We start from the raw sequence: 26,999 nt of genomic DNA on the forward strand, positions 1-26,999 counted from the left end.
CGTGATCGTTAGTTAAGTTGGAGACGGATCGCAGCTGACGTGAGGAACGGACAGATCGCGATCGCCTGAAGGCTGTAGGCCCCGAGGATGAGGAAAGGAATGAGTCCCGCTTCCCCCGCCTGAGGTCCGAACACAAGAGCGGGAATGATGAGGGGCAGGGCACAAAAGACGAGAAGCGGCGCACCCCGGCGCTGCCCGCTGGCAAGGGCGCCCACCGTTCCTGCGGTGAAGACCAGCCCGGGGCTGGCGAGCAGGATGGCCAGCACGCCGAGGAGCGATCCGCCATAGGCAAGGAGCAGCATCGGCGCAGCGACAAGAAGCGGCACCAGGAGGAATACCCACGCGACTGCCAGCTTGATGAGCATCGCTTCGGCCAGGCTCACGGGAGAGAGCACCAGCTGCTCCATCACCCCTGAACGCAGGTCGTCCTCGAACAATCCCTCGACACCAAGGAAGACGGAGAGGCCGAGAATGATCCACAGGAGTCCCGGCCCCGCCGCTTTTAGGACCTCCGCATCATTGCCGATCGCGAGCGGCGTCAGCGCGCCGAGCGCCGCGAACAGCCCGGCGCCAATGACCCAGCCACCCTGGCGGGCACGTAGCATGGCCTCGCGGCGGATGAGGGCGGTCCGGGCGCTCATGCGGCCTCCACAAAAAGGGTCTTCGCGGACGGCAGGGCTTCGCGGTCGTGGAGTGCCAGCATGACCAGGCCGCCGCGGGCGCGATGGATGTCGATCAGGGCCCTGACGATCTCCTTGCCCTCCTCGTCAAGCGCGGCGAACGGCTCGTCGAGGAGCCAGAGCGCCCGCGGGCTGATCAGCAGGCGGAGGAGGGAAAGGCGTCGCCGTTGGCCCGTCGAAAGGTCGCCGACGCGAAGATGGCCCTGCTTCTCAAGGCCCAACTGCCCGAGGCTCTCGCCGGGGTCGCGCCCATAGAATGCGCCGAGGAACCGGGCCGTCTCGCGCACGGTCAGCCGCGGCGAGAGCCCGCCTTCCGGGGAGACCATGTGGATCTCGTGGGCGCGGATGAAGGCCGGGTCGAGGACCTGGACGCCCCGGCTGAAGACGATTTCGCCATCAAAGCTCGCAAGCCCCGCTACGGCGCGGAGCATCGATGTCTTCCCCGAGCCGTTCGGCCCGCGCAGCATCACGGCCTCGCCGGGGGCGAGCGACAGGGAAACCCCGGCAAGGACGTCTTTCCCGGCGCGCTGCACGCAGACATCATCGCAGGAGAGGGACATCTCGAAGGCCATCGCCCGGACATGGGGTATGCCGGGCCATGGGAGCAAGGTGTCAGGCGGTCTCTTTCTTGCGCATCGCCTAGGGACCAGCCGGTGCAGTCCGATGCCGCCGCGAGCGCGCCAAGCGGTAGGCCTGCTTTCGGGATGAGATCCGCTCGGCAGCTACATAATCGCCAGGTTGCGATCTCATTGGAGAAAGCTTCGGGGCCGACCGCGTTGCAACAGTCTCCTTCCCCGCGCATAAGCGGCACAAGAACAACGTATTAGTTGCGAACTATTCGCAAGTAAGGAGACCGCCGATGATCCCGGGTCACGATAGCCTGAAGACCAAGACGTCCCTTTCCGCCGCCGGGAAGGACTACTCGATTTACTCGCTCAAGAAGGTGGAGGACCGCCTCGGGGATCTGTCGCGGCTGCCCGTTTCGCTCAAATACCTGCTCGAGAACATGCTGCGCTTCGAGGACGGCCGTTCGGTGACCACCGACATGGTCGATGCCTTCGGCACCTGGCTCAAGAACGGCGGCAAGAACCCGATCGAGATCGCCTATCGCCCGGCCCGCGTCCTGATGCAGGACTTCACCGGCGTCCCCGCCGTCGTCGATCTTGCCGCCATGCGTGATGCCATGAAGGCGCTTGGCGACGACCCGGAAAAGATCAACCCGCAAGTGCCCGTGGACCTTGTCATCGACCACTCGGTGATGGTCGACTATTTCGGCACGGAAGACGCCTTCGAGAAGAACGTCGAGCGCGAATACGAACGCAATGCAGAGCGTTACCAGTTCCTCAAATGGGGTCAGGGTGCGTTCGAGAACTTCCGCGTCGTCCCGCCGGGCACCGGCATCTGCCACCAGGTGAACCTCGAATATCTTGGCCAGACCGTCTGGACGGCCGAGAAGGACGGCGAGACCTATGCCTATCCAGATACCCTGGTGGGTACGGACAGCCACACCACCATGGTGAATGGCCTGTCGATCCTCGGCTGGGGTGTCGGCGGCATCGAGGCTGAAGCGGCGATGCTCGGCCAACCGGTCAGCATGCTGATCCCGGAAGTCATCGGTTTCCGCCTGACCGGCCGCCTGCCGGAAGGTGCGACGGCCACCGACCTTGTCCTCACCTGCACCAAGATGCTGCGTGACAAGGGAGTCGTGGGCAAGTTCGTCGAGTTCTTTGGTGAAGGTCTCGATCACCTGACCCTCGAAGATCGCGCGACCCTCGGCAACATGTCGCCGGAGTTCGGCTCCACCTGTGCGTTCTTCCCGGTGGACGAGATGACACTCAAATACCTCCGCGGCACCGGCCGCGATGAGGATCGTATCGCCCTCGTCGAAGCCTACGCCCGTGAACAGGGCCTGTGGCGCTATTCGAAGGGCGAGAATGCCGTCGAACCGGTCTTCACCGACACGCTGGAGCTGGATCTCTCGACGGTGGTGCCGGTCATCTCCGGGCCGAAACGCCCGCAGGACAAGATCCTCCTGACCGAAGCCCCGGAAGCCTTTGCGAAAGCTCTGGACAAGGAATATGGCAAGGCAGACGAAGCCGGCAAGCAGGTCCCGGTCGAGGGCGAGGACTACACCCTCGGCCACGGCGACGTGGTGATTGCAGCGATTACGTCGTGCACGAACACGTCGAACCCGTCGGTCCTGATCGCTGCCGGTCTTGTGGCGAAGAAAGCCCGTGAATTGGGCCTCAACCGGAAGCCTTGGGTGAAGACCTCGCTTGCGCCGGGTTCGCAGGTGGTCACCGAATATCTCGAAAAGGCCGGCTTGCAGGACGACCTCGACGCCCTCGGCTTCGACCTTGTCGGTTACGGCTGTACCACCTGTATCGGCAACTCGGGTCCGCTGCCGGAGCCGATCTCGAAGGCAATCAACGAGCATGATCTCGCCGTGGCGTCTGTCCTGTCCGGCAACCGGAACTTCGAAGGCCGGATCAGCCAGGACGTCCGCGCCAACTTCCTCGCATCGCCGCCGCTGGTGGTCGCCTATGCGATCGCGGGGTCGATGAACATCAACATCACCGAGGACCCGATCGCTCAGGACAAGGACGGCAATGACGTCTACCTGAAAGATATCTGGCCGAGCTCGAAGGAAATCTCCGAGATCGTCCAGAAGTGCGTCACTCGCGAGATGTTCATTGAGCGGTATGCGGATGTCTTCAAAGGCGACGAGCGCTGGCAGAAGATCGACGTTCCCGCGAGCGAAACGTATAGCTGGCCGCCATCGACCTACGTTGCCAATCCTCCGTATTTCGAGGGCATGACGAAGGAGCCGGGCGATCCCAAGCCGATCGAGGGCGCGCGAATCCTCGCACTGCTCGGTGATAGTGTGACCACGGACCACATCTCGCCGGCCGGCGCGATCAAGGCGGACAGCCCGGCGGGTAAGTACCTCCTGTCGCACCAGGTGCCGGAGCGTGAGTTCAACTCCTACGGCTCGCGCCGCGGCAACCACGAGGTCATGATGCGGGGCACCTTCGCGAACATCCGCCTCAAGAACTATATGGTTCCGGGTACGGAAGGCGGTGTCACCAAGTACAATGGCGAAGTCATGTCGATCTTCGACGCCGCCATGAAGTACAAGGAGGACGGCAAGGAGCTCGTCGTCTTCGGCGGCGAACTCTATGGTAACGGCTCGTCGCGCGACTGGGCTGCGAAGGGGACGCGACTCCTAGGTGTGCGGGCGGTCATTTTCCAGTCGGTCGAGCGTATCCACCGCTCGAACCTCATTGGCATGGGGGTGCTGCCGCTGCAGTTCAAGGAAGGCGATAGCTGGCAGAGCCTCGGCCTGACCGGCGACGAGGAGATCACCGTTCACGGTGTCGAAACTCTGCAGCCGCAGCAGGACCTCAAGGTCACGATCAAGTTCCCTAACGGCGACACCAAGGACATTACCGTCCTTGCACGGATCGATACGGCGGACGAGCTCGAATACTATCGCCACGGCGGCATCCTGCATTACGTCCTGCGCAAGCTGGCTGCGTAAGCGGGATTTTCACGAAGAATGAAAGGGCGGCTCTGGCCGCCCTTTTTCTTTGCCCGGTTTTTGCGATCCGGTGGCTGAGCGCCTATGTCTCCGCCATGGCCAAACCTGTGACCGTGACGATCGACCACGACAAGTCGATGGATGACCTTCGCCGCCGGATCGATGAAAACATCGACGAGCTGACATCCGGTCTCGCCGGGCAGCTTGCGCTGAAATTCGACCGGCGCTGGGAGGGGGAAACTCTCCATTTCTCCGCCAAGGCAATGTTCCAGAAGGTCACCGGGACGATCGAGCTGTTCCCGCAGCACGTGCGCATCACCGTGGTGTTGCCCGACATGCTCGCGGGCATGGCGCAGAAGGTGTCGGACAAGCTCCAGAAAAAGGGCGCGATCCTGCTTGAGGACAAGCGCGCCTAGCCTTTTCTGCCTGTCGGACCCGAGAAAAGCGTGACCGGAAGGAGACTGCTCTGCTATCCTTGAGGTTGGTCTTGGGAGTCATGGGCATGGGCAGCCTCTTCATCGTCTTCGCGCGCGCGCTGATCGTCGCACCGTTCCTGGTCACCGGCGTTCTCGGTTTCCTCAACTACGCAGAGGGCGCAGCCGCGATGGCGCAAAGCCACCCGCAGCTCGGCGCGGCCTATCCGGTGCTGATGGGTGCGCAGCTCCTTGCGGGTGTCGTCATCCTGCTTGGCCTGCCGTTTCACCGCATCCTCGCGGTCATTGCCGGCGTCATCCTCCTTGGCATGGCAGCTGTCTGCTCGCCGTTCTGGAACTTCATCGGTGAAGAAGCGATGGCCGCGAAGGCGATGTTCCTCGCCTGCATCGCCCATGCCGGCGGCCTGTTCCTGATCGCGGCGATGCCGAAGAACTGAAGCTCCGCTCTCGTCTTTTTCGGCACGTTCCGCACGGGGCGGACAGCCCTTCCTCACAAGAAAGGGCGCATACCCCGTTGTTTGAAGGCCCGGTCCGGAGCGGAAGGGGACGGCATCGGCAAGGCCGCGCCGCCCCCAGTGCCCTGACCAGTCGAGCCGCCACCGCTTCTGCTGCAGGCACCCAGGGGCAGGAGGACGCCCAGCATGGGCAGAAGTCGGGAGGGACGGAGCGGCTTCGGCGTGTGGAGATTGTGTCCGGGAGCGCGCGCTGAACCAACACGACGCGACCTTTCAATACAAAAGCGCCCCCGACCGATGCGGCGGTGGCGCGGATTTTGTCTGAACCTGCGACAACCTCAGTCGAAGAAAGCTTTCGACGCCTCGAATGCCGCGTCGGTGAGTGCGTCGATTTGCGCGTCATCGGCCCCCGCTTCGCCGAGATGGCTAAGACCGCGCCTGTTCAGCTCCTTGGCGAGCGCGGCATCGCGCATCTTCACTTCAACCCGCGTCATGCCGGCGTCGAGTTCGTAGGGGTCGTCGACCTGCTTGGCAGAAACACCGAGGAAGTTGCCGCCGCCGCCCGGACGATAGGCCGCCAGCGCGTTGGCATAGGCTGCCAGCTCGACCCGCAGCACGTCGAAGGTGCCGCCCATATTGGTCTGGTCTGCCCCGTTCATGGTGATCATCGGCAGCATCAGCATGGCCTGGTTCTGGGTGTAGACCGCTTTAGACATGGTATTTTCGTTGAAGGTATTGAGAACGGATAGCGGAGGCTGCGACGTGGTCTGCACCCCGGACATGAACAGGATGACGTCGTATTCTCCGTCAAGTTCCATATCCAGCATCGTGAAGGCGTAAGGAACGCCCGCCATATCGACTCCGGCCAGGACATGGACCGAACCGTCGGGCGCCTTTTCCTGACCTGCGAACTGCAGGCCTTTCGACGACATCATCTGGCGGACTTCCGCCTCCGAAACCCCGGCCTCCGCCGCTGCGACGACCGACAGCGCCGCGCCAGCGCCCAAGACAGTTTTCAGAAATTTCAGCATCACGCGCCCTCCCAGCGACAGGCCCACGCGCCCTTGGCGCACGAAACCACATGGACGCCGCCCCTTGCGCGCCCTATTGGGCGAACATGACCGACCTTTCGCGTATCCGCAACTTCTCCATCGTCGCCCATATCGACCACGGCAAGTCGACCCTTGCTGACCGCCTGATCCAGGTGACCGGGGGTCTCACCGAGCGTGAGATGCAGGAGCAGGTGCTCGACAACATGGACCTCGAGCGTGAGCGCGGCATCACGATCAAGGCCCAGACAGTGCGGCTGAATTACACCGCGAAGGACGGCAAGGAATACATCCTCAACCTGATCGATACGCCCGGCCACGTCGACTTCGCCTATGAGGTGAACCGCTCGCTGGCTGCTGTGGAAGGATCGCTCCTCGTGGTAGACGCGAGCCAGGGCGTCGAGGCCCAGACTCTTGCCAATGTCTATCAGGCGATCGAAGTCGACCACGAGATCGTCCCTGTCCTGAACAAGATCGACTTGCCCGCCGCTGATCCCGATCGGGTGAAGGAGCAGATCGAGGAGGTCATCGGCCTCGATGCGTCCGACGCCGTAGAGATATCGGCCAAGACGGGCATGGGCGTCCCTGACGTCCTCGAAGCCATCGTCAACCGTCTGCCCCCGCCCAAGGGCGATCCGGATGCACCGCTGAAAGCGATGCTGGTGGACAGCTGGTATGATCCGTATCTCGGCGTCGTGGTCCTTGTGCGGATCATTGATGGCAAGATGAAGAAGAACCAGAAGATTCGCATGATGAAGGCTGGTGCAACCTACCAGATCGACCAGGTTGGCGTCTTCACGCCCAAGAAGGTGGAAGTCGATGAGCTCGGCCCCGGCGAGCTTGGCTACTTCACCGCGTCGATCAAGGAAGTGGCCGACACCGCAGTCGGCGACACGATCACCGATGACAAGCGACCTGCAGCTGAGGCGCTGCCGGGTTTCAAACCGAACCAGCCGGTTGTGTTCTGTGGCCTCTTTCCCGTCGACAGCGCGGATTTCGAAGACCTGCGCGACGCCATTGCGAAGCTGCGGCTCAACGACGCCAGCTTTGAGTACGAGATGGAGACCTCGGCCGCGCTCGGTTTCGGTTTCCGCTGCGGCTTTCTGGGGCTCCTGCACCTCGAGATCGTCCGTGAACGGCTGGAGCGTGAGTTCAACATCGACCTCATCACCACGGCACCGTCGGTGGTCTACCATATGTACAAGACCGACGGCACGATGGAGGAGCTTCACAACCCCGCAGACATGCCGGATCCGGTGCATATCGACCACCTCGAGGAGCCTTGGATCAAGGCGACGATCCTCGTCCCGGACGAATATCTCGGCGGCGTCCTCAAACTGTGCGAAGACCGTCGCGGTATCCAACAGGATCTCACCTATGCGGGCTCTCGCGCGATGGTGGTGTACGAACTGCCGCTTAATGAGGTCGTCTTCGATTTCTACGACCGGCTTAAATCCATCACCAAGGGATATGCCAGTTTCGACTACCAGATTATCGGCTACCGTGAGGGCGATCTTGTCCGTATGCAAATTCTCGTCAACGAAGAATCTGTCGACGCGTTGGCGGTCATCGTCCACCGCTCGAAAGCGGAAGTTCGTGGTCGTGCGATGTGCGAGAAACTCAAGGACCTGATTCCGCGGCACCTGTTCAAGATCCCGATCCAGGCGGCCCTTGGCGGCAGGGTGATCGCGCGTGAGACCATCGGCGCCATGCGCAAGGACGTCACCGCCAAGTGCTATGGCGGCGATGCGACCCGCAAGCGGAAACTTCTGGAGAAGCAGAAGGCCGGCAAGAAGAAGATGCGGCAGTTCGGCCGTGTCGAGATCCCGCAAGAAGCCTTCATCAAGGCCCTCAAGATGGACGACGCCTGATCAGCCAGCGCGCAGGCCGAGGCGGATGGTCAAGACGCCATCCTCCTCGGTGATCCCGGCTTCGCTCCATTTCGACGCCTTCACGAAGGTCTTCACGAGGCCGAAGCCGAAGCGGTTCTCTTCGGGCAGCTTGGCTTCCTCCGTCCACGTTATCCGAAGCTCGGAGCCTTGCTTCTGCCAGGCCAGCTTCACAGGCTTGCGCTTCGAGAGTGCTCCGTGCTCGGAAGAGAGAAGGGCGAGTTCGTAGAGGGCCAGGGCCGCGTTGGTCGCCTGTTTCGGGCCGATATAGGTTTCGCTGCCCGCCCTCTCAATAAGCTTGGCAGATGGATCGAAAGGCTCAAGGACAGCGGTGACGATGTCGGCAAGCGGTGCTGGATGGGACGGATCGCTGAAAACCACTCCGTGTGCGGCGTTGAGGGCCTGAAGCTGATAGAGCAGCCGACGGCGAAGGGATTCCGCCGTGCCGTCAATATCGTCAGCACTTCTTGTGATGACCTGCACTGTCGAGAAAAGATTGCGGACCCGGTGATCGAGTTCGTTCAGAAGCCGCTCCTGCTCCTCCTCGGCCCTTACCTGCTCGGAGACATCGCGCTGGACGGAAAGCCATGCTTGCGGGTTGCCGTCGCTGTCCATGATCGGTGAGATCGACCACTCGATCTGAAATGGTGTGCCGTCCTTCCGGTAATTCGTGACGCGGGTGTGGTCGTGCCCCTTGCCTGCTTCGAGGCTGGCGCGCACTTGGTTCAGGGCCTCCCGGTCGGTCTCGGGACCCTGCAGGAAGCGCGGCGACCTGCCGATCACTTCGTCCGCGGCGTAACCCGTCATCCGTTCGAAGCCTTTGCTGACCCAAGTGATGCGAGGCCCGGGCTCATCGAGCGGCCCGTATTCGGTTATTAGTATGCTGTCCTTCGCCTGGTTGATGGCGATTTCCATCGCCCGCACCTGGTCGATAGCCTTCTGCATCTTTTCGTCAGAACTGCGGGCTTCGCCCTTGATAGCGGCGAGGGAAGTCCGCTGTTCCGTCACATCCCATTGCGAGCCGAAGAAATGGGTCAGCTTGCCTGTCTGGTCGTAGACCGGGCTGACATGAAGGGCGTTCCAGAAGGGTGTGCCGTCTTTGCGGTAATTGAGGAGTTCGACATAACAGAATTCCTCCTTCCTGATCGCCTCACGGATCTTCTCGATTTCTGCCTGATCGGAGTCCGGCCCCTGCAGGAAGCGGCAGTTGCGGCCTATCACCTCGTCATGGCTGTAGCCGGTGAGTTTCGTGAAGGCCTCGTTGGCATAGACAATCGGATTGTCCGGCTGGCTCGGGTCCGTCGCGATCATCGCCATCCGCGTATGACTGAACATCGCTTGGAGCAGGTTGGACGGAGGGGCGGCGTTGAATTCCATGCCGAAGGGTTAGCGCCATTTCGCGGCGGGGGAAGGGGTTCAGCTGCGTAAACCTCCGATTTAGCTGAGCAAAGTGCGCCACGTCGCACCGCGCCTTGCGCTGTGATAGGCTGGTCTGATGATGCTTTCGGGGGAAGGGCCATGCCCAAGGTCGCCGTCGCCGTGATCCACGGAATCGGGAGCCAGGCCAACAAGAGGCCTGCGGTCTCCGATGAGCGGACGTTCTCCGATCGTCTGTACAAAAAACTCCGAGGGCAGCTCGGCCGCAGGGTCATGAAGAATGACGTCGCCTGGCGGGAGATCTTTTGGGCAGACATCCTGCAGGACCGGCAGGATGCCTATCTCAAGGCGATCACCGACAAGGTCAGCGTCGGCAAGATTCGTCGCCTTCTCGTCCAGAATTTCGCCGATGCCCTGGCGTTCAGCCGAAGGGGCACCGCCTATCAGGACCTGCAGAAGCGGATACGCTCGACCGTCGCCGATTTGTCTCATGACTGCGGCCCAGCGACTCCGCTTGTGATCCTTGCACACAGCTTCGGTGGACGGATCATGTCGAACTACATCTGGGACCTGCAGCAGGGACTTTTTCGTTACCAAAACGACTTCGAGAATCTTCAGACTACAGCGCGCTTTGTCACATTCGGATGCAACCTTCCGCTCTTCACATTCAGTTTCCCGGCAGAAGAGGTGGAGCCCATTGCCTTTCCGGGTACGGCGCTTCCCGATGCGCTGGTCCAGGAGCCGTGGTGGATCAACTATCTCGATCCCCAGGACCTCCTCGCCTATCCCATTGCACCGATCGGACCGAAGTACCTCGAGCTTGAGCGCAGCGGCGGCTTGCGTGATGTGACGATCAATGTCGGTGGGCCGCTCAAGTCGTGGAACACGCTGAGCCATGACGAATACTGGAGCAGCCGTCAGTTCTACCGTCCGGTGGGTGACATGCTCCAGCGGATTCTCGACCTCGCCTAGATCCAGTCCCGAGCCTTGAAATACGCCCCGGCAACAAGGCCGCAGAACAGGCAGATCGCCACGACGATCCAGAACGCATACGGATTGTCAGCGCCAGGAACGCCGCCGACATTGATGCCAAGAAGCCCGGTCAGGAACCCCAGCGGCAGGAAGATCGCTGAAACCACGGAGAGGACCATCATGTTGCGGTTCATCCGGTCCGAGCGCGCGGCGGCCATCTGATCGACGATGACGTTCGCACGCTCGATGGTGATGTCCAGTTCCTCGACAATCCGCGTGGCCCGGTCCGCCTCTTCCTGGATCTCCAAGATGTCGTCGGCGTTCAGCCCTCCGGTCTCCCGGCTGCCGAGCTTCACGATCGCATCGCGCATCGGCCCGAGGTAGCGGCGGTAAGTGGCGGCATCGTGGCGCATGGAGGAAATCTGGTCTTCGAGGGCATCACTTTCGCCGACCTTGTCAGCCAGCTCTTCCAGCGAATCGAGACTGTCCGCCAGCCCGTCAACGACCGGCTCGATGAGCGAGAGGAGCCTGCGGATGATCTCCACGAGCAGCTGTCCCGGTCGCTCATGGGCCTGGCCTGCGCGATAGAGCTCGCGCAGTTCCTCCACGGCGACGCTCCTGCGCATCCTGACCGTGATCAGTCGCTGGGCTTCGAGCCAGCAGCGGATCGAAATCATGTCCTCGGGCCGCGCGCCTTCGTTGAGGTTCACGCCGCGCAGGTTGATCAGCACCCCTGAGCGCAAGTGCTGGCAGCGGGGCCGCGTTTCCTGCGCGAGAAGCGACCGCGCCACCATCGGGTCAAGGCCGAGGTCGCTCTCGATCAGTTCGCCTGCTTCCTCGATGTTGAGGTGGAGCCAGATGAACCCGCCGCGGGGAGCCTTTTCCTTCGAGGGGTCTTCCACCGGCGTGACGGTGCCGTCGGCGGAAACCCGGAAGCCCTCGATCATCCCCCTGACCGGCAACAGGGCCTGCGAGGTGCCAGGTGAACTCTGATAGGTGTCGGGCATAACGGTAACTCATGTCTGGGGCGTTGCGATGTTGGGGCGGTGCGCGGATAGTTTCCAGTAACGAACAGGAATATTGCCGCAGGGAGGTGAAGATGGCGCTTCGCGCAGACTACGTCATTGTCGGCGGTGGATCAGCCGGCGCCGTCCTCGCAAGTCGCCTGTCCGAGGACCCTTCCAGCAAAGTGCTCCTGCTGGAGGCAGGGCCCAAGGACACCAATCCCGCGATCCATATCCCGTTCGGCCTCGTCGTGATGACGAAGATGAAGAAGATCCTCGCGTCCTTCGAGACGGTGCCGCAGCGGCATCTCGATGGTCGCGAGATGTACCAGCCGCGTGGGCGGACGCTCGGCGGTTCGAGTTCGGTCAACGCCATGTGCTATATCCGCGGCGATGCCTCGGACTATGACGAATGGGCGGAGATGGGCGCCGTCGGCTGGGACTGGGTGTCTTGCCTCGAGTACTTCAAGAAGGCCGAGGACAACGAGCGGGGTGCGGATGAGTTCCACGGCGTGGGCGGGCCGCTCGGCGTCTCTGACCTGCGCTACGTCAATCCTTTGACCAGGGACTATGTCGAGGCGGGCGAGCATCTCCAGATACCTCACGTCCGCGACTTCAATAGCGACGAGCGCGAGGGCCTCGGCATCTATCAGGTCACCCAACGGGGAGGGGAGCGCTGCTCGTCGGCAAAGGGTTACCTGACCGACGCGGTCAAGCGGCGCGAGAACCTCGAAATTCTCACCGGTGCACAGGCGCGACGGGTGCTGACCGAAAACAGTCGCGCAACGGGCGTCGAATATGCCTTGAACGGACGAATCGACACGGCTCAAGCCGATGCCGAGGTCATCCTTGCAGCAGGTGCCTTCGGCTCCCCCCAGCTCCTGATGCTCTCCGGCATCGGCCCAGCGGACCATCTGCGGGAGCACGGCATCGATGTCGTGCGCGATAGTCCCTCCGTCGGCGAGAACCTCCAGGACCACCTGGACGCGCACCTGACCTACAGGACAAAGACCGATACGAGCTACGGGCTCAGTTTTCGCTTCATCGCCCGTTCGGCAGGCGAGCCCTTCCGCTATGCCCGCAGCAGGCAGGGGATGCTCACCTCCAACATTGCCGAGGGTGGCGGTTTCGTGAAATCTTCGCCTGATGCTCCGAAGGCGGATCTCCAGTTTCACTTTATCCCTTCTATTCTCGTCGACCATGGGCGTAAGCAGGTGCCGGGCCACGGGTTCACGTTCCATGTCTGTCTTCTGTATCCGGACAGTCGCGGCCATGTCCGCCTGCGGTCAGCCGACCCCGGCGATCCCCTGCTGATCGATCCCAACTATCTCTCCGACCCCCGCGACCTGCCTCGGCTGAGAGCGGGATACCGGCTGTGCCAGCGGCTCGCTTCGGCGCCGCCGCTCCAGAAGCACGGGCCTGAGCCTCGGGAGGCGCAGACCGGCGACGAAAGCGACGAGGAGATCGACGCCCTTGTGAAGGCGACCGCGGAAACCGTCTATCACCCCGTCGGCACGTGCCGGATGGGCAACGACCAGGGTGCGGTGGTGATGCCGAACCTCAAGGTCCGCGGTGTCGATGGCCTGCGCGTCGTCGATGCCTCGGTCATGCCGAAGATCGTCGGCGGCAACACCAATGCGCCCACCATCATGATCGCGGAACGTGCTTCGGACATGATCCGCGGTCGGATCTAGATGCTGAGCGCGAACAGGCACTGCGCTCCGAAATAGAGCGGCGAGATCGCCACGCTGTTCCACGGGCTTTCCTTCACGAACCGGTCCCGAGCCACGAAGAGGTCCGACACCGCGAACATCAGGGCGGCGAGACCGACCCACCAGGGCAGGGCGCCGCCGGCGAGGAGAAGCGCGGACCAGACCATGGCGGCAATAACTCCGCTGTAGAGGCCAATGGCGAAGCGGTCCGGCTTCGAGACTTTCGGGAAAAGCCACACGATGGCGATGACCGTGAGCGCGAAAGCAGGGGCGAAGGCGTATGGCGCAACCGGACCCGCCCCGGTCGTTGGGTCCATCAGCATGAAGGCGATGGCAAAGGCGCCATGTGCCAGCCCGAAGGCCAGCATCCCCATTTTGAAAACGAAGGGCCTGTTCCTTGGCAGCAGGAGGACATCGCCGAGCGCTGACAGGACGAGCGCGGCGAGGATCGCCCCGCCGTAAAGGCTGCCGAGGGCTCCGGCCACCAGCGCCTGCGTCACGAATGCGCCTGCTGCCAGCGGCTTCAGAACCGATTGGGCGCGCCGCGCACCGGCAAATTCCGCCACCGTCAGACCAGATGTCGCCAGCAGGCAAACCAGTGTCGGCCAGTGGGTTCCCATCATCTTTCTGCCCTTCGCGCGTGATACAGGCCAGCTTCTCTAACCCGACGCATTGCACCCGTAAAAAACGCGTGCTAGCGGCCCGACGCGCCGTGGGGGCACCCCTCACGCCAAAGCATTCCGCCGCCGCTGATTTCCTTGTCTTTCGACGCAGCGGCCACCCGCGACGGAGAAAGATAACGAATGGCCGACTCACGGTCCGAGATCGCTGAACGCTACGCCAGCGCCTTCTTCGAACTGGTTCAGGAAGAAGGCAAAGTGGAGAAGGCCGAGGCTGACCTCGACGCTCTCCGCCAGGCTTATGACGACAGCGAAGACCTGCGCCGCCTGGTCCAGTCCCCGGCTTTCAGTGCCGAGGTGAAGACCAAGGGGATCGCCGCCGTGCTCGAGGGCAAGGCTGATCCGCTCACCGTCAACTTCATGAAGCTCCTGGCCTCTAATGGCCGCCTGCCGCTGCTCCTGCCGGTGATCCGCCGGTTCAAGGAGATCGCTGCCGAAGCGCGCGGGGAGGTATCGGCCCAGGTCGTTTCGGCTCACCCGCTGAGCGATGACCAGGTGCAGGAACTCAAGACCCAGATCCGGGCCTCGGTCGGCAAGGATGTCACGCTCGACACCTCCACCGATCCCGAACTGCTCGGCGGCCTGATCGTGAAGATCGGCAGCCGGATGATCGATTCTTCTCTCAAAACCAAACTGGCGCGCCTCCGCGCGCGACTGAAAGAGGCGTAAGCGCATGGAACTCAACGCGTCTGAAATCAGCTCTATCCTCAAGAGCCAGATCAAGGACTTCGGCAAGGACGCCGAGGTTTCCGAAATCGGCCAGGTTCTCTCGGTCGGCGACGGCATTGCCCGCGTCTACGGCCTCGACAACGTCCGCGCGGGCGAGATGGTCGAGTTCGAAGGCGGCGTGAAGGGCATGGCGCTGAACCTTGAGGAGGACAATGTCGGCGTCGTGATCTTCGGCAGCGACACCGGTATCCGTGAAGGCCAGACGGTCAAGCGGACCGAGGCCATCGTGGACGTGCCGGTCGGCAAGGGCCTTCTTGGCCGCGTCGTCGATCCGCTCGGCAACCCGCTCGATGGCAAAGGTCCGATCGAAGCGACCGAGCGCCGTCTTGTCGATGTGAAGGCGCCGGGCATCCTGCCGCGTAAATCGGTGCACGAGCCGGTCCAGACGGGCATCAAGGCGGTTGACGCCATGATCCCGGTCGGCCGCGGCCAGCGCGAGCTCGTCATCGGCGACCGCCAGACCGGCAAGACCGCCATCTGCGTTGACGCCATGCTGAACCAGAAGGGCCCGAATGAAGCCGCCAAGGACGATTCGGAAAAGCTCTTCTGTATCTACGTCGCCATCGGCCAGAAGCGTTCTACGGTCGCGCAGATCGTCAAGACGCTGCAGGACAACGGTGCCCTCGACTACACCATCGTCGTCGCTGCGACCGCTTCGGACCCGGCACCGCTGCAGTTCCTCGCGCCGTTCGCCGGCACCGCGATGGGCGAGTATTTCCGCGACAACGGCATGCACGCCGTGATCGTCCATGACGACCTCACCAAGCAGGCCGTCGCTTACCGCCAGATGTCGCTTCTCCTGCGCCGTCCACCGGGCCGTGAAGCCTTCCCGGGCGACGTCTTCTACCTGCACTCCCGCCTGCTCGAGCGTGCTGCGAAACTGAACGAAGACCACGGCGCAGGCTCGCTGACGGCGCTGCCGATCATCGAGACCCAGGCCAACGACGTCTCGGCCTACATCCCCACCAACGTGATCTCGATCACCGACGGTCAGATCTTCCTCGAGACGGACCTCTTCTATCAGGGCATCCGCCCGGCCGTGAACGTCGGCCTGTCGGTCTCGCGCGTCGGCTCGGCTGCGCAGATCAAGGCCATGAAGCAGGTCGCGGGCAAGATTAAGGGTGAGCTTGCCCAGTACCGTGAGCTTGCGGCCTTCGCCCAGTTCGGCTCGGACCTCGACGCCGCAACGCAGGCGACTCTTAACCGTGGTGCCCGCCTGACCGAGCTCCTCAAGCAGCCGCAATACTCGCCGCTGCAGGTCGAAGAACAGGTCGTGGTGATCTTCGCCGGTACCCGTGGTTTCCTCGACCGCATCGAGACCGCGAAGGTCCAGGAGTTCGAGGCCGAATTCCTGCGCCATATGCACAGCCAGCATGCGGACGTCCTGACGACCATCCGTACCGAGAAGAAGCTCTCGGATGAGACGGACAAGAAGCTCACCGAAATCCTCGAGAACTTCACTAAGTCGTTCGCATAACGAGTAACTCCTCCGGGTCGTCCAGGCGCCCCGGGGACGTCAACGGGTAGGCACGATGCCGTCACTCAAAGACCTCAAGACCCGCATCGGCTCTGTGAAGTCGACGCAGAAGATCACCAAGGCGATGCAGATGGTCGCCGCCGCGAAGCTGCGCCGTGCCGAGGAGGCCGCCAAGGCGGGCCGTCCTTATGCGACGCGTATCGAGACGGTGCTCGCGAACCTCGCCGCCGGCATGACGCCGGGCGCGCCGGGTCCGAAGCTGCTGACCGGCACCGGTGACGACCAGACGCATCTTCTCGTGGTCTGCACGGCTGACCGCGGCCTCTGCGGCGGTTTCAACTCGTCGATCGTCCGCCTTGCCCGTGAGCACATCATCAAGCTCCAGGGCGAGGGCAAGACGGTCAAGATCATGACCGTCGGCAAGAAGGGCTACGAGCAGCTCAAGCGCCTCTATGGCGAGCTGATCGTGGAGCGTATCACCTTCGAGGACGTGAAGACCGTCGGGTTCCAGCAGGCAAAAGACATCTCCGAGAAGCTTCTCGATATGTACGAGGCCGGTGCCTACGACGTCGCGACCATCTTCTTCGGAGAATTCAAATCGGTGATCGCCCAGGTCCCGACCGCCCAGCAGATCATCCCGGCGGAGCCGCCGAAGGTCGAAGAGGCCGAGAACGAGATCAGCGCTCCGTATGAGTACGAGCCGGGCGAGGAAGCGATCCTCGAGACCCTGCTGCCGCGCTATGTCGCCGTGCAGGTCTTCAAGGCCCTCCTCGAAAACGCGGCCTCGGAGCAGGGCGCGCGAATGTCCGCCATGGACAATGCGACCCGCAACGCCGGCGACATGATCGACAAGCTGAACCTCCAGTACAACCGTGCCCGCCAGGCACAGATCACGACCGAACTCGTCGAGATCATCGCGGGTGCCGAGAGCGTCTGACGCGTAGTGAACAATGGAATTGGGAAAGCCGCCCCTCGGGGCGGCTTTTTCTTTTGGCATCGCAAGAATGAGGCCCGCACTCGGCATCGAAGATTTGGGTTGAGGGCGAGTTCGGTTCTCGGGGCACCCGGAATGACCTTCGAACGTTACTCAGCGAATTCCTTGACCAGCGCGGTGGGCTCTTCCGCGATTCGCCGCAGATAGTGCTCGGCATACCGCACGGTCGTCTCTTCGCTATAGAACCGGGCTGCTTTCTCCTTCGCCGCTGCGCCGAGCCTCGCGCGCAAGGCTTCATCCCTGCGCAGCCGGTCGATTGCCTCGGCAATGGCCATCGCCGACCCCGGTTCCACCGCCAGCGCCTCGCGCCCGTCGCTTGCGTATTCCAGCACGCCTTCCGCCGCCGTTACCACCTGCGGCACGCCGAGATGCATGGCCCCGACGAGGCTGACGATCCCGCACGGGGTCTCCGTGCTCCGCATTGGCAGCACATGGGCATCGGCATGGGCGAGGACCGACCACGCGCGCTCAGGCGGAATATTGACCAGCACTGTGACGTTCCGGGGCACATCCAGACCGACGAGATTTTTCGGCCGCGCCACGATCACGAACCGCTCGTCAGGGCGCAGCCGCGCCGCCTCCATCAGAACGGCATAGTCCCGCGCCTCCCCGCCCAGCGCGGCAATGTAAGGGCCTTCGATCTCCCGCTGCGGCGCGAATTCCGGTGCTTGCACCCCCCACGGCCAGAGCACGAGCCGCTGGCGGTCGAGGCCAAAGGCCTCGGCGTAGAGCCGTGCCTCCATCTCCGTGAACACGAAGCCCTGATGGAGTCGCGAGAAAGCCCGTCCCATCGCCGCACGTCGACTGCCTTGCGGCAGGTCGGTGAAGTTGAAGGCGAAAAGGTCGTGCCGTGCGGAGCGTCCGCCGCGGAACTGCTCCACCCACGCGGCGCATCCTGGCAGGAAGGAGAGGATGAGGTCGAAGGACTCACGCTGGTGCTCGCGCCAGATCCGTCGTGCTTCGAGGGCGGAGGCGATGCCTTGCCGCCATGTCCCGTCATGCCTGGCCGGCGGGATTCGGTAGTGGGTCACGTCCAGTTGGTCAGCGAAGGACAGCTTTGGAAACACCCATTCCCAGTCCGGCTTCCTGATCCGGTTCACGGCAGCGATCCGTAAGGTGCGCGGCAGGCGCTCTTGGGGCATGGAAACTCCGCGACAAAACAAGGCAGGGACTGGCTTCCGGCGTATCTGTGCCCGGATGGCGACACAAGGTCCGCGGCAGCTGCTGATTTCTTGCCGAAAGCCTCTGGAAACATGGGGGGAGAGGCGCTAGGCGCCGCGGGATCATACGTCGGAGACGCAAAAAACAATGACAGAAGGACGGATCGCTCAGGTCATCGGCGCAGTCGTGGACGTCGAATTCGACGACCACCTGCCGGCCATCCTGAACGCGCTCGAAACCGATAACGGTGGAAACCGCCTTGTCCTCGAGGTTGCCCAGCACCTCGGACAGAATAAGGTTCGCACCATCGCCATGGACTCGACCGAAGGCCTCGTTCGCGGCCAGAAGGTCACCGATACCGGCAACGCCATTCAGGTTCCGGTCGGCGAGGGCACCCTCGGCCGCATCATGAACGTGATCGGTGAGCCGGTGGACGATCTCGGCCCGATCAAAGCCGATACGAAACGACCGATCCACGCGGAGGCCCCGCCCTTCGTCGAGCAGTCGACGGAGTCGGAGATCCTCGCGACGGGCATCAAGGTCATCGACCTTCTCTGCCCCTATGCCCGCGGCGGCAAGATCGGCCTGTTCGGCGGTGCTGGCGTTGGCAAGACGGTTCTCATCCAGGAGCTGATCAACAACATCGCCAAGGTGCACGGCGGTTACTCGGTCTTTGCTGGCGTTGGCGAGCGGACCCGTGAGGGCAACGACCTCTACTGGGAAATGATCGAGTCGAACGTGAACAAGAACCCGTTCGAGAACAACGGCGATGCCTCGGGCTCGAAAGCCTCGCTGATCTACGGCCAGATGAACGAGCCGCCGGGTGCCCGCGCCCGTGTTGCGCTGACCGGCCTGACGGTCGCCGAGTATTTCCGTGACCAGGGCCAGGACGTCCTGTTCTTCGTCGACAACATCTTCCGCTTCACGCAAGCCGGTTCGGAAGTGTCGGCGCTTCTTGGCCGTATTCCTTCGGCGGTGGGCTACCAGCCGACCCTGGCGACCGACATGGGCGCCATGCAGGAGCGGATCACCACGACCACCAAGGGGTCGATCACCTCGGTGCAAGCCGTCTACGTCCCGGCGGACGACCTCACCGACCCGGCCCCGGCGACGACCTTCGCTCACCTCGACGCGACCACGGTTCTCAACCGTGCCATCTCGGAAAAGGGCATTTACCCGGCTGTGGACCCGCTCGACTCGACCTCGCGGATCCTCGACCCGCGCGTTGTCGGCGAGGAGCACTACGAAGTGGCCCGTGGCGTCCAGAACATCCTGCAGCGCTACAAGTCGCTCCAGGATATCATCGCCATCCTTGGCATGGATGAACTCTCCGAAGAGGACAAGCTCACGGTTGCGCGCGCGCGTAAGGTCGAGCGCTTCCTGTCGCAGCCCTTCGACGTCGCCGAGGTCTTCACCGGCTCGCCGGGGGTCCAGGTGCCGCTTGAAGACACTGTGAAGTCGTTCAAGGGCCTCCTCGCAGGCGATTACGACCACCTCCCCGAGCAGGCCTTCTACATGGTCGGTTCGATCGAAGAGGCTGTCGCGAAAGCCGAGCGCATGGCCGAAGCCGCCTGAGCAGCGGTTCACAACGGAACAATCGAGAAGCCCGGACAGTCTCCCTGTCCGGGTTTTTTCGTGCTTCGAGCTGAAACGGTACGCCGGCGCCAACTTTCCCGCGCAGGGTGAAAGCGGGCTTGGCGCCGCAACCGGAATGGCCCCCAACGGGGCGAGCCAGCGTCAACAGGGAATTAACAATTGCGCCAGCCGCGCGAACGCCACCCCTAGGCACACCGTTTGCAATGCCCATGTGTGAGCAGCAAGCGGAGGCCAAACATGATGCTCTCGTTCATCGACCAGCTTTGGATCCAGATGGGTCTCAAGCGTTCGGAACTGCGCCGCGAACGCGGCCGGGGCGTGGCCTATGCAGTCTTGGCGCTATCCTGCCTCACCTCGACAGTGCTGATGGCAGACCTCGTCATCAATTTCTCGGGCCGCTTCGGTTGATGGCAGCCTGGACGTTCCGGAAAACAGGCCGCTTCGGCGGCCTTTTTTGTGCTTTGGCCCGTGGGCACAGCAGCGGCTTGCGCTTCCGCCCAAGATGTTCTTGAAGCGGCGGACGTAGGAAACAGCAGGCCGTCCGAGGCCCCCGCACGAAGGATTTCAACGCACCATGGCGCAGTTTGCCTTTTCCCTCGTCTCTCCCGAGCGTGAGCTTTTCTCCGGCGAGGTCGACGCCGTCGTGGTTCCCGGCACCGAAGGCACCTTCGAAGTCCGGGCCAATCACGCGCCCCTGATGGCGACTCTCTCGCCTGGCATGCTCGAAGTGCATCAGGGCGGCGAGGTGACAAAGACCTTCGTCCGCGGCGGCTTCGCTGACGTGTCGCCGAACGGCCTCACCGTTCTGGCCGAGAAGGCCGTGAACGAGCAGGACCTCCAGGGCGATGTCCTGACCTCAGAGCGCGAGGACGCCCAATCCACGATCGAGGAAGACGGTGCAAGCCCCGAGGAAGTCCTCAACGCCCGTCGCGCCCTCGACACGCTCGCGAAGTACTGAGAACGCTTCAGGCGGCTTTTACCGGAGCCTCGCTACACCTCTCAGGGATGTATGCGGTTACGCACGTCGCGCTGCCGCTGGCGTCTTTATTGCACCGCCGCACGGGCCTAAGCCGGTGTGCGTTTCTGTGAGCGAGGACATCGATGTCGACCACTTCGTTGAACCCCGAGACTGAGGCGCGTCCCGCCGTGGTGACGCCGCCGCATTTCGAGGCTGACCTCGACCGGCTCTATCGCTTCGCAGAGGAGAACCGCGAAGCCTACAGGAACAACGATCCATTCCCGCACATCGCCATTGAGGACTTCGTGAAGCCGGAGATCCTTGAAGCGGTCCTGCGCGAAAGTGCCGACAAGTCGTCTTGGCACCACATGAATGACGAGGACCAGAACAAGTTCGCGACGGCCAAGACCCTCGCCATGGGTCCGCAGACCCGCGCGCTGATCCAGTTCCTCAACGGCCAAGAGATCCTCGCATTCCTCGAGAAGCTGACCGGCATTGAAGGGCTCATTCCGGACCCGGATCTTGCCGGTGGTGGCCTGCATGAGCTGCGCGACGGCGGCTTCCTCCGTGTCCACGCCGATTTCAACTTCCAGCGCAGGCTGAAGCTCGACCGCAGGATCAATCTCCTCCTCTATCTCAATAAGGGGTGGGAAGAGGAGTGGGGCGGCAATATCGAGCTCTGGGACGAGAACACCACCCGTTGCGTCAAGCGATACACGCCGGAGTTCAATCGCTGCGTGGTGTTCAACACCACCGACCGCAGCTTCCACGGGAACCCGCAGCCGGTCCGCGCGCCCGACGGCCGGACGCGCAAGTCGATCGCGATGTATTACTACACTGTCGGCCGACCCGCGGAAGAGGCTTCGCCAGACCACATGACGATCTTCCGCAAGCGTCCTGAAGAGCGCTCGGCAGCGGATGCGGCGAAGTCGATGATGCAGCGCTGGCTGCCGCCTGCGATTTACGACGCGATCCGCAAGGTCAAAAAGTAGCCGCTTTCCCGATTGAGGAGGCAATTGGCACGGCTTGACTATGGCGCCCACCTCCTGAGCATTGAGTGAGCTGAGGGATGTCGGGTTGGGTCGCGCGGTCTCCCGCTCAGCTTTCACCGTGGGAAGCGCACGGTTTGGTCAGCCGGCCGCGGTCGGCTTCGTCACCGCCACCTCTACCCCCGGAGCGTTCTTGACCGGCTTGCCCTCCGCCAGCGCTTTCCGCTTCGCACGCCTCGCCATCATGTTGAGAACCTCGACGAAGGCCGAGAACGCCATCGCCGCGTAGATGTAGCCCTTGGGCACATGCGCCCCGAAGCCTTCCGCGATCAGCACCGTGCCGATCAGCAGCAGGAACGCGAGCGCCAGCATCACCACGGTGGGGTTCCTCTCGATGAAGTTCGCCACCGGGTCAGCGGCGATCAGCATCACCGTCACCGCGACGATGACGGCAATGAACATGATGACGACATACTCGGTCATGCCGATGGCAGTGAGGATGGAGTCGATCGAGAACACCGCGTCGAGCAAAAGGATCTGGATGACCACCGAGGCCGCGGAGGCCGTGCCGACCTTGCTCCCGGCGGCGTGCGCCAGTTCATGCTCTTCGGGGTCGGTCTTCTCGTGGATCTCCCGCGTCGCCTTGAAGACGAGGAACAGCCCGCCCGCTATCAGGATCAGGTCCTTCCAGGAGAAACTGTGGCCGAAGGCTTCGAACAGGGTCGTCTTGAGGCCGATGATGACCGTGACGAGGGAGAGAAAGATCAGGCGCAGGATCAAGGCGCCACCGATGCCGACGCGTCGCGCGCGTGAACGCTGTTCCTTGGGCAGTTTGTTGGTGAGGACCGAAATGAAGATCAGATTGTCGATGCCGAGCACGACCTCCATCACGATCAGCGTCACAAGCGCGGCCCAGGCGGCCGGATTCGAGAAAAGTTCGAGCACGTGGGAGCCTCCTGGGGACTAGAACGTGACAGAGGGCAGATAGTTCTCGCCAAACACCACGGCGGTCATCGCGAGGCTTGCGCCGATCCACCCGAGGAACAGCTGCCCAATTCCGGGCCTTGCCCTGTTTCCGGCCCAGAAGGCGAGGATCACGAGCAGCACGATGACAGCGGCTGGCAGGGTCCACGCCCCGATGCCGAGCTCCGCGCTCACGCGCATCTCGTCATTGGGGCTGGAGAGCGAAACGAACTGCGCGACGATGCGCATGAAGGCGGCGGAGAACACGACCCAGAACGCAATGAGAGACCCCGACACCCGTGCGATCACTGCGGCGAAGGCCGCGATCAGCACGGTGGCCAATGGCCCCGCAATATCGACCAGCATGCGGCCACCAGTGCTGTCGATGCCCCCGACAGCGCTTACGTGATTGATCGTAGCGACCACGTCATAGCCCAGCACTTTGGCGGCAACGGCGTGGGCGGTTTCGTGAGCGACAAAGGTGAAAACGGTCACGATGACCGTGGTCAGGATGGTCTTCACGCTCACTGTCCCCGCAAACCCGTCGCGCCTGTAATTGGGCATCGGAGCGGAAGCTGTCGACCCCGTGATGCGTGAAAACCTTGCGCCTTTCGCAGCTGGGGGGTGAGGAAGCTCCTGAACACATGACGGAGGCTGGAGATGGCTGAGCAACGAATGACGAACGGCCGCGGCGAGGTCTACGGATCGATCGTCGATACGATTGGCAACACGCCCGTGGTAAAGGTGAACCGTCTCGCCCCTGACGGCGTGGACATCTATGTGAAGGCCGAGTTCTTCAACCCCGGCGGCAGTGTGAAGGACCGCCTCGCCATCGCGATCATCGAACATGCCGAACGGACCGGCGCGCTGAAGCCTGGCCAGACGGTGGTCGAGGCGACCTCCGGCAACACCGGCATCGGTCTCGCCATGGTTTGTGCGGCGAAGGGCTATCCGCTGGTCATCACGATGGTCGAGACGTTCTCCATCGAGCGCCGCAAGCTGATGCGCTTTCTCGGTGCCAAGGTGATCCTGACACCGAAGGCAGAAAAGGGCTTCGGCATGGTCAGGAAAGCAAAGGAGCTCGCCGAGCAGAATGGCTGGTTCTATGCCCGCCAGTTCGAGAACGAGGCCAATGCCGACATCCACGAAAACACCACCGGCCGGGAGATCGTCGCGGACTTCGCGGGCAGGCGTCTCGACTGGTTCGTGACGGGCTTCGGGACCGGCGGCACGGTCACTGGGGTTTCCCGTGTGCTGAAGAAAGAGCGCCCCGAGGTGAAGATCGCGCTATCCGAACCCGACCTCGCGCCGATGCTCGAAAGCGGCCAGCCTCAGGAGCGGCAGCCCGATGGCTCCCCGGCGGGCAGCCACCCGGCATGGCAACCGCACCCAATCCAAGGGTGGAGCCCCGACTTCATTCCGAAGGTGCTGCAGGAGGCCATTGACAATCGGTACTATGACGAACTCCTGCCCGTGACCGGCGCCGAAGGCATCGAGGCGGCCCGGGAGCTTGCGGCGAGGGAGGGGATCATCACCGGGATTTCCGGCGGCTCGACCTTCGCTGTGGCCCGTCGCATCGCCGAGAGGGCAGAGAAGGGCTCGCAGATCCTCTGCATGCTGCCCGATACGGGCGAGCGCTATCTGTCTACGCCGCTGTTCGAGGCATTCGGTGCCGACATGAATGACGAGGAGCTGAGCATCTCGAGATCGACGCCGTCGGCGCAATTGCCCTGATCAGGCGGAGCGGTGGAGGCGGCGTAGGAGTTTCGGCTCCTTAGCCTTCGCCTCGATGGTCAGCCTGGCCTCGCCGCGGTCGGCTTTGCGGTCGCGGCGGAGCTGCGCCACCTGCTCCGTCAGCTCGGTGACAGCATCCTTCAGCTGCTCGGTTTCCGAGCGGCGGCGGAAAAGAGCGCCGATGAGCGCCTTGAGCAGAAACACGCCGACCACCGGCGACAGCATGACGATAAGATAGCCGCGAAGCGCCTCTACCCGGCCAGGAAGCTCGCCGAAGCCATCGATTCCGAACATGGCGAGGGCGGTGACCAGGACCACGATCGCAACGTAATTGAGCATCTTGGGCAGGGGGGAGAAAGCGCCGACCAGCGCCATCAGGATCAGCGACAGGACGAACAGGACGATACCCGTCGCGCCGAGAAAGCTGAGAAGCCCGCCCAGCAGGCCCAGCGCCTCGCCTAATATGTCAATGCTTTCACGCACCTGTCGAACTCCCACCCGCCGGTTCGGGCGATGACAGCTAGGTTAGGCTAAAGAGATCGTCACGTCACCTGACCGGGGGACCGTTTTCGAACGCATCGAAGACATCCGAGCGGAAGCGCGCCGGGGGAAGCTGCTCCCGGATCTCGATCACGATGGTGTCCTCGGAAGTCCGGCCGTGACGGTCTGTGGTCGTCACCACCGCGCGATGGACGCCAAGGGGCAGGTCCTCGGGAAGGCGCGCCCGCCAGAGATGCACATTGCGGTCGGCGACCGCGTATTGCGGCTGCGGCGCTGCCGGGCCGGTCCTGATGCCGTTGGCAGCCTCGACGCCCTGGTTGCGCTCGAGACCGGAGCGGCTTTCCATGGCGAAGCGCGCCACGGAGAGCTGGCGCTGGGTCGCGAAGGGGTCGGCCCATTCCGCACCGACCTTCGGCGCCTCGCCGGAAGAATCCTGGGTCCTGACCATCGGGATCGTCCGGCCATCGAGCGTCAGTTCGACCGAACTCTCGCTCGAGCCGAACCAGACATTGGCGGTGAGGTAGCTGCCCCGGCTGAGATCACGGGGCGTCAGCGTCTGCACATCGGGCAGGTCATTGATGGAGAGCGGCGGCACCGGGTCGCGGCGGCGCGGGTCCTGCGCCCGCCAGTTCATGATCTGGTTGTACCAGCTCCTGAAGATAGGCGTGTTGACGGAGGTCCACATCGTCCGTTCACGCCCCACATTTGAGCCGAAGTAACTCTCGACATAGTCCGTACCTGATATGTCGAGTTTCACCCATCCACGCGGAGCGCCCATTGGCTGGAGGGCCATAGGGACTCCGTGGTGGTCAAAGTCACCGCCGTACCACGCACCCGCCGCAGAGCCGACCACCAGATGGCGGAACGGCAGCGCTCCGACACCGGTGACCTCGCGCCACGATGCGAAGCTGTCGCCTGGCGATAAATTTTCCGCCGTATGCGTATGGCCTGCAAGATCGAGCGCCTTGCGCCCGTCGACGAGGGCGTGGAGCTCTCCTGCGTTGTCGGTCTGGTGCTCCGGCGCATCCTGCCGCATGAAGCTGACGAGCGGGATGTGGTGGGCGAAGACCACCAGCTCGTCCCCGCGCGAGGCTTCGAGCAGGTTCCTGACGAAGGTCATCTGCTCGTCAGTGATCCGACCGTTATAGCGTTTGCGCTGGTCTTGCGTGCAGAACTCCCGTCCCGCGCGGGCGGCGTCTTCTTCTGTGCAGGGATAAACGATGTTATCGAGAACGATGAAAAGCGTATTGCCGATCTCGAATGCATAGTAGTTCGGCCCGTAATTGGCCCGCCACGTGTCCGTCGCCGCGTCGTCGCTATCGGCGTCGAGGTCCATGTCATGGTTGCCCGGCGCCCACCATTGCGGTGCCTGGAGCGTACCGACAATCTCTGATACCCTGTCGAAAAGCCCCAAGTCGTCTCCCACCACGTCACCGACGATAATGGTGCAGTCGGGGTGCTCTGCCCTCGGACGGTCGAGGATGTCGTCGATCGTGGAATCGCGCAGGTAGCCAATTTCCGTGTTCGAATAGGTCTGGGTATCGCCCAGCACGGCGCAGGTGAACCGCTCGCTCGCGCTGGCCTTGACCAGGGGGAAATTGATCGCGGCAGGCAGCGGCCCCGTGGGCGCCATGCCGCCGAAGCGCATCGCCTTCACCGATCCGTTCGGTTTGTGCTGGTAGGCGAACTGCGGGACCCAATGCTCATTATGCGGAACTTGGTAGCCGCGAGGCTGGATGACAAAGACCGCCATGTCGTCCCGTTTTGGCAGGGCGTAGCTGCCATCCTGCCCGGTGAGGACGACATCGAGGCCGTTCGACACTTTCACGTAAGGGATACCGGGCTCCCCTGGATCCTGCGTGCCGTTGCGGTTGAGGTCCTCGAATACCGTGCCGGTGGCTTGGTCGCCTCCCGACCCTGAGCCGCGAATGATCTCGGGCGCGCCGCGATAATCGGAGAACAGCGGCCCGCCGTGGGGCGCGACGCCGGGGGCAGGGCCATCGGCCGGCACGGTTTCACAGGCGACAAGAATGGTGGATGCGGCGAGAAACGCTGCGCGGCGGAGCATGGCGGGTCCCCTCCTGGAAGCTGGTATCGACAACCT

Annotated in this window: 25 protein-coding genes; 14 read left to right on the forward strand and 11 right to left on the reverse strand. The window is 63.0% G+C overall.

Annotated features, from left to right (window positions below; all coding sequences use genetic code 11):
• Window positions 1-8 precede the first annotated feature (8 nt).
• Together IE053_RS08095 and ccmA are read right to left on the reverse strand one after the other, a co-directional pair.
• A complete protein-coding gene (locus tag IE053_RS08095; RefSeq protein WP_189574472.1) occupies window positions 9-641 on the reverse strand; it encodes a heme exporter protein CcmB in 633 nt (210 codons plus the stop codon).
• Entirely contained in the window at window positions 638-1,288 is a 651-nt protein-coding gene (gene ccmA, locus IE053_RS08100; RefSeq protein WP_189574475.1) for a heme ABC exporter ATP-binding protein CcmA, read from the reverse strand. The genes IE053_RS08095 and ccmA overlap by 4 nt, the downstream gene beginning before the upstream one ends.
• A 251-nt stretch (window positions 1,289-1,539) precedes the next feature.
• Here ccmA and acnA point away from each other — a divergent pair, with 251 nt between their 5' ends.
• From acnA to IE053_RS08115, 3 genes are all read left to right on the forward strand, one after another.
• Complete coding sequence (gene acnA, locus IE053_RS08105) at window positions 1,540-4,221, forward strand: aconitate hydratase AcnA (RefSeq protein ID WP_189574478.1); 2,682 nt, start codon at window positions 1,540-1,542, stop codon at window positions 4,219-4,221.
• A gap of 95 nt (window positions 4,222-4,316) precedes the next feature.
• Window positions 4,317-4,637, forward strand: a complete 321-nt coding sequence (locus IE053_RS08110) for a polyhydroxyalkanoic acid system family protein (RefSeq protein ID WP_189574481.1) — start codon at window positions 4,317-4,319, stop codon at window positions 4,635-4,637.
• An 86-nt stretch (window positions 4,638-4,723) separates the two neighbouring features.
• Window positions 4,724-5,092, forward strand: a complete 369-nt coding sequence (locus IE053_RS08115; RefSeq protein ID WP_189574484.1) for a hypothetical protein — start codon at window positions 4,724-4,726, stop codon at window positions 5,090-5,092.
• Between the two features lie 356 nt (window positions 5,093-5,448).
• Here IE053_RS08115 and IE053_RS08120 read toward each other — a convergent pair whose 3' ends face one another.
• Entirely contained in the window at window positions 5,449-6,141 is a 693-nt protein-coding gene (locus IE053_RS08120) for a hypothetical protein (RefSeq protein ID WP_189574486.1), read from the reverse strand.
• 86 nt (window positions 6,142-6,227) lie between these two features.
• On the opposite strand from IE053_RS08120, the gene lepA reads away from it, so the two are divergent.
• Window positions 6,228-8,030 (forward strand): translation elongation factor 4, encoded by a 1,803-nt coding sequence (lepA, locus tag IE053_RS08125; protein WP_189574489.1) that lies wholly within the window; start codon window positions 6,228-6,230, stop codon window positions 8,028-8,030.
• Here lepA and IE053_RS08130 read toward each other — a convergent pair whose 3' ends face one another.
• The gene (locus IE053_RS08130) at window positions 8,031-9,425 is read right to left on the reverse strand and encodes a PAS domain-containing protein (RefSeq protein WP_189574492.1); all 1,395 of its coding nucleotides are present in this window, start codon (window positions 9,423-9,425) and stop codon (window positions 8,031-8,033) included.
• 141 nt (window positions 9,426-9,566) lie between these two features.
• On the opposite strand from IE053_RS08130, the gene IE053_RS08135 reads away from it, so the two are divergent.
• On the forward strand, window positions 9,567-10,397 hold the full coding sequence (locus tag IE053_RS08135; RefSeq protein WP_189574494.1) for a hypothetical protein: 831 nt from the start codon (window positions 9,567-9,569) through the stop codon (window positions 10,395-10,397).
• Here the strand turns inward: IE053_RS08135 and IE053_RS08140 are convergent.
• Window positions 10,394-11,404: a zinc transporter ZntB gene (locus tag IE053_RS08140; RefSeq protein ID WP_189574497.1), complete on the reverse strand. Its 1,011-nt coding sequence runs from the start codon at window positions 11,402-11,404 to the stop codon at window positions 10,394-10,396. The two genes, IE053_RS08135 and IE053_RS08140, sit on opposite strands and share 4 nt — an antisense overlap.
• A gap of 92 nt (window positions 11,405-11,496) precedes the next feature.
• Between IE053_RS08140 and IE053_RS08145 the strand changes: the two genes are divergently transcribed.
• Window positions 11,497-13,095 (forward strand): GMC family oxidoreductase, encoded by a 1,599-nt coding sequence (locus tag IE053_RS08145; RefSeq protein WP_189574499.1) that lies wholly within the window; start codon window positions 11,497-11,499, stop codon window positions 13,093-13,095.
• On the opposite strand, the gene IE053_RS08150 is transcribed toward IE053_RS08145, so the two are convergent.
• On the reverse strand, window positions 13,092-13,736 hold the full coding sequence (locus IE053_RS08150; protein ID WP_189574502.1) for a lysoplasmalogenase family protein: 645 nt from the start codon (window positions 13,734-13,736) through the stop codon (window positions 13,092-13,094). The two genes, IE053_RS08145 and IE053_RS08150, sit on opposite strands and share 4 nt — an antisense overlap.
• A 180-nt stretch (window positions 13,737-13,916) precedes the next feature.
• On the opposite strand from IE053_RS08150, the gene IE053_RS08155 reads away from it, so the two are divergent.
• The 3 genes from IE053_RS08155 to IE053_RS08165 are packed head-to-tail and all read left to right on the forward strand — an operon-like array spanning window position 13,917 to window position 16,936.
• Complete coding sequence (locus IE053_RS08155; RefSeq protein WP_189574505.1) at window positions 13,917-14,462, forward strand: F0F1 ATP synthase subunit delta; 546 nt, start codon at window positions 13,917-13,919, stop codon at window positions 14,460-14,462.
• A gap of 4 nt (window positions 14,463-14,466) precedes the next feature.
• Window positions 14,467-15,999 carry a F0F1 ATP synthase subunit alpha gene (gene atpA / locus IE053_RS08160; RefSeq protein ID WP_189574507.1) on the forward strand — a complete coding sequence of 511 codons (1,533 nt, stop codon included), beginning with the start codon at window positions 14,467-14,469 and terminating at the stop codon, window positions 15,997-15,999.
• A gap of 55 nt (window positions 16,000-16,054) precedes the next feature.
• Window positions 16,055-16,936, forward strand: a complete 882-nt coding sequence (locus IE053_RS08165; protein ID WP_189574510.1) for a F0F1 ATP synthase subunit gamma — start codon at window positions 16,055-16,057, stop codon at window positions 16,934-16,936.
• 146 nt (window positions 16,937-17,082) lie between these two features.
• Here the strand turns inward: IE053_RS08165 and IE053_RS08170 are convergent, their stop codons facing one another.
• Window positions 17,083-18,135, reverse strand: coding sequence for a glycosyltransferase family 4 protein (locus IE053_RS08170; protein ID WP_189574513.1), 1,053 nt, complete (start codon window positions 18,133-18,135; stop codon window positions 17,083-17,085).
• A gap of 166 nt (window positions 18,136-18,301) precedes the next feature.
• On the opposite strand from IE053_RS08170, the gene atpD reads away from it, so the two are divergent.
• The 4 genes from atpD (at window position 18,302) to IE053_RS08190 (ending at window position 21,700) form a co-directional block, all read left to right on the forward strand.
• A complete protein-coding gene (atpD, locus tag IE053_RS08175; RefSeq protein WP_189574516.1) occupies window positions 18,302-19,729 on the forward strand; it encodes a F0F1 ATP synthase subunit beta in 1,428 nt (475 codons plus the stop codon).
• A 258-nt stretch (window positions 19,730-19,987) separates the two neighbouring features.
• Entirely contained in the window at window positions 19,988-20,158 is a 171-nt protein-coding gene (locus IE053_RS08180) for a hypothetical protein (RefSeq protein WP_189574518.1), read from the forward strand.
• Between the two features lie 166 nt (window positions 20,159-20,324).
• On the forward strand, window positions 20,325-20,708 hold the full coding sequence (gene atpC, locus IE053_RS08185) for an ATP synthase F1 subunit epsilon (RefSeq protein ID WP_189574521.1): 384 nt from the start codon (window positions 20,325-20,327) through the stop codon (window positions 20,706-20,708).
• Window positions 20,709-20,851: 143 nt separating this feature from the next.
• Window positions 20,852-21,700 carry a 2OG-Fe(II) oxygenase gene (locus tag IE053_RS08190; protein WP_229786109.1) on the forward strand — a complete coding sequence of 283 codons (849 nt, stop codon included), beginning with the start codon at window positions 20,852-20,854 and terminating at the stop codon, window positions 21,698-21,700.
• Between the two features lie 138 nt (window positions 21,701-21,838).
• Here the strand turns inward: IE053_RS08190 and IE053_RS08195 are convergent, their stop codons facing one another.
• Entirely contained in the window at window positions 21,839-22,642 is an 804-nt protein-coding gene (locus IE053_RS08195) for a TerC family protein (RefSeq protein WP_229786110.1), read from the reverse strand.
• A gap of 18 nt (window positions 22,643-22,660) precedes the next feature.
• Window positions 22,661-23,224: a hypothetical protein gene (locus IE053_RS08200; protein ID WP_189574524.1), complete on the reverse strand. Its 564-nt coding sequence runs from the start codon at window positions 23,222-23,224 to the stop codon at window positions 22,661-22,663.
• Window positions 23,225-23,320: 96 nt separating this feature from the next.
• Here IE053_RS08200 and cysK point away from each other — a divergent pair, with 96 nt between their 5' ends.
• Window positions 23,321-24,394 (forward strand): cysteine synthase A, encoded by a 1,074-nt coding sequence (gene cysK / locus IE053_RS08205; protein ID WP_229786111.1) that lies wholly within the window; start codon window positions 23,321-23,323, stop codon window positions 24,392-24,394.
• Here cysK and IE053_RS08210 read toward each other — a convergent pair whose 3' ends face one another.
• Both IE053_RS08210 and IE053_RS08215 read right to left on the reverse strand, forming a co-directional pair.
• Entirely contained in the window at window positions 24,395-24,877 is a 483-nt protein-coding gene (locus IE053_RS08210; protein ID WP_189574527.1) for a hypothetical protein, read from the reverse strand.
• 64 nt (window positions 24,878-24,941) lie between these two features.
• A complete protein-coding gene (locus tag IE053_RS08215; protein ID WP_189574530.1) occupies window positions 24,942-26,963 on the reverse strand; it encodes a calcineurin-like phosphoesterase C-terminal domain-containing protein in 2,022 nt (673 codons plus the stop codon).
• Window positions 26,964-26,999 lie beyond the last annotated feature (36 nt).

This window comes from Parvularcula lutaonensis, assembly GCF_014651915.1.
GTDB lineage: Bacteria > Pseudomonadota > Alphaproteobacteria > Caulobacterales > Parvularculaceae > Parvularcula > Parvularcula lutaonensis.

Bases quoted from the DNA above. Each gene is read 5' to 3' on its own strand.
- IE053_RS08095 (WP_189574472.1), bottom strand. From the start codon at position 641: ATGAGCGCCCGGACCGCCCTCATCCGCCGCGAGGCCATGCTACGTGCC.
- acnA (WP_189574478.1), top strand. From the start codon at position 1,540: ATGATCCCGGGTCACGATAGCCTGAAGACCAAGACGTCCCTTTCCGCC.
- IE053_RS08110 (WP_189574481.1), top strand. From the start codon at position 4,317: ATGGCCAAACCTGTGACCGTGACGATCGACCACGACAAGTCGATGGAT.
- IE053_RS08115 (WP_189574484.1), top strand. From the start codon at position 4,724: ATGGGCAGCCTCTTCATCGTCTTCGCGCGCGCGCTGATCGTCGCACCG.
- IE053_RS08120 (WP_189574486.1), bottom strand. From the start codon at position 6,141: ATGCTGAAATTTCTGAAAACTGTCTTGGGCGCTGGCGCGGCGCTGTCG.
- lepA (WP_189574489.1), top strand. From the start codon at position 6,228: ATGACCGACCTTTCGCGTATCCGCAACTTCTCCATCGTCGCCCATATC.
- IE053_RS08130 (WP_189574492.1), bottom strand. From the start codon at position 9,425: ATGGAATTCAACGCCGCCCCTCCGTCCAACCTGCTCCAAGCGATGTTC.
- IE053_RS08135 (WP_189574494.1), top strand. From the start codon at position 9,567: ATGCCCAAGGTCGCCGTCGCCGTGATCCACGGAATCGGGAGCCAGGCC.
- IE053_RS08140 (WP_189574497.1), bottom strand. From the start codon at position 11,404: ATGCCCGACACCTATCAGAGTTCACCTGGCACCTCGCAGGCCCTGTTG.
- IE053_RS08145 (WP_189574499.1), top strand. From the start codon at position 11,497: ATGGCGCTTCGCGCAGACTACGTCATTGTCGGCGGTGGATCAGCCGGC.
- IE053_RS08150 (WP_189574502.1), bottom strand. From the start codon at position 13,736: ATGATGGGAACCCACTGGCCGACACTGGTTTGCCTGCTGGCGACATCT.
- IE053_RS08155 (WP_189574505.1), top strand. From the start codon at position 13,917: ATGGCCGACTCACGGTCCGAGATCGCTGAACGCTACGCCAGCGCCTTC.
- atpA (WP_189574507.1), top strand. From the start codon at position 14,467: ATGGAACTCAACGCGTCTGAAATCAGCTCTATCCTCAAGAGCCAGATC.
- IE053_RS08165 (WP_189574510.1), top strand. From the start codon at position 16,055: ATGCCGTCACTCAAAGACCTCAAGACCCGCATCGGCTCTGTGAAGTCG.
- IE053_RS08170 (WP_189574513.1), bottom strand. From the start codon at position 18,135: ATGCCCCAAGAGCGCCTGCCGCGCACCTTACGGATCGCTGCCGTGAAC.
- atpD (WP_189574516.1), top strand. From the start codon at position 18,302: ATGACAGAAGGACGGATCGCTCAGGTCATCGGCGCAGTCGTGGACGTC.
- IE053_RS08180 (WP_189574518.1), top strand. From the start codon at position 19,988: ATGATGCTCTCGTTCATCGACCAGCTTTGGATCCAGATGGGTCTCAAG.
- atpC (WP_189574521.1), top strand. From the start codon at position 20,325: ATGGCGCAGTTTGCCTTTTCCCTCGTCTCTCCCGAGCGTGAGCTTTTC.
- IE053_RS08190 (WP_229786109.1), top strand. From the start codon at position 20,852: ATGTCGACCACTTCGTTGAACCCCGAGACTGAGGCGCGTCCCGCCGTG.
- IE053_RS08200 (WP_189574524.1), bottom strand. From the start codon at position 23,224: ATGCCCAATTACAGGCGCGACGGGTTTGCGGGGACAGTGAGCGTGAAG.
- cysK (WP_229786111.1), top strand. From the start codon at position 23,321: ATGGCTGAGCAACGAATGACGAACGGCCGCGGCGAGGTCTACGGATCG.
- IE053_RS08215 (WP_189574530.1), bottom strand. From the start codon at position 26,963: ATGCTCCGCCGCGCAGCGTTTCTCGCCGCATCCACCATTCTTGTCGCC.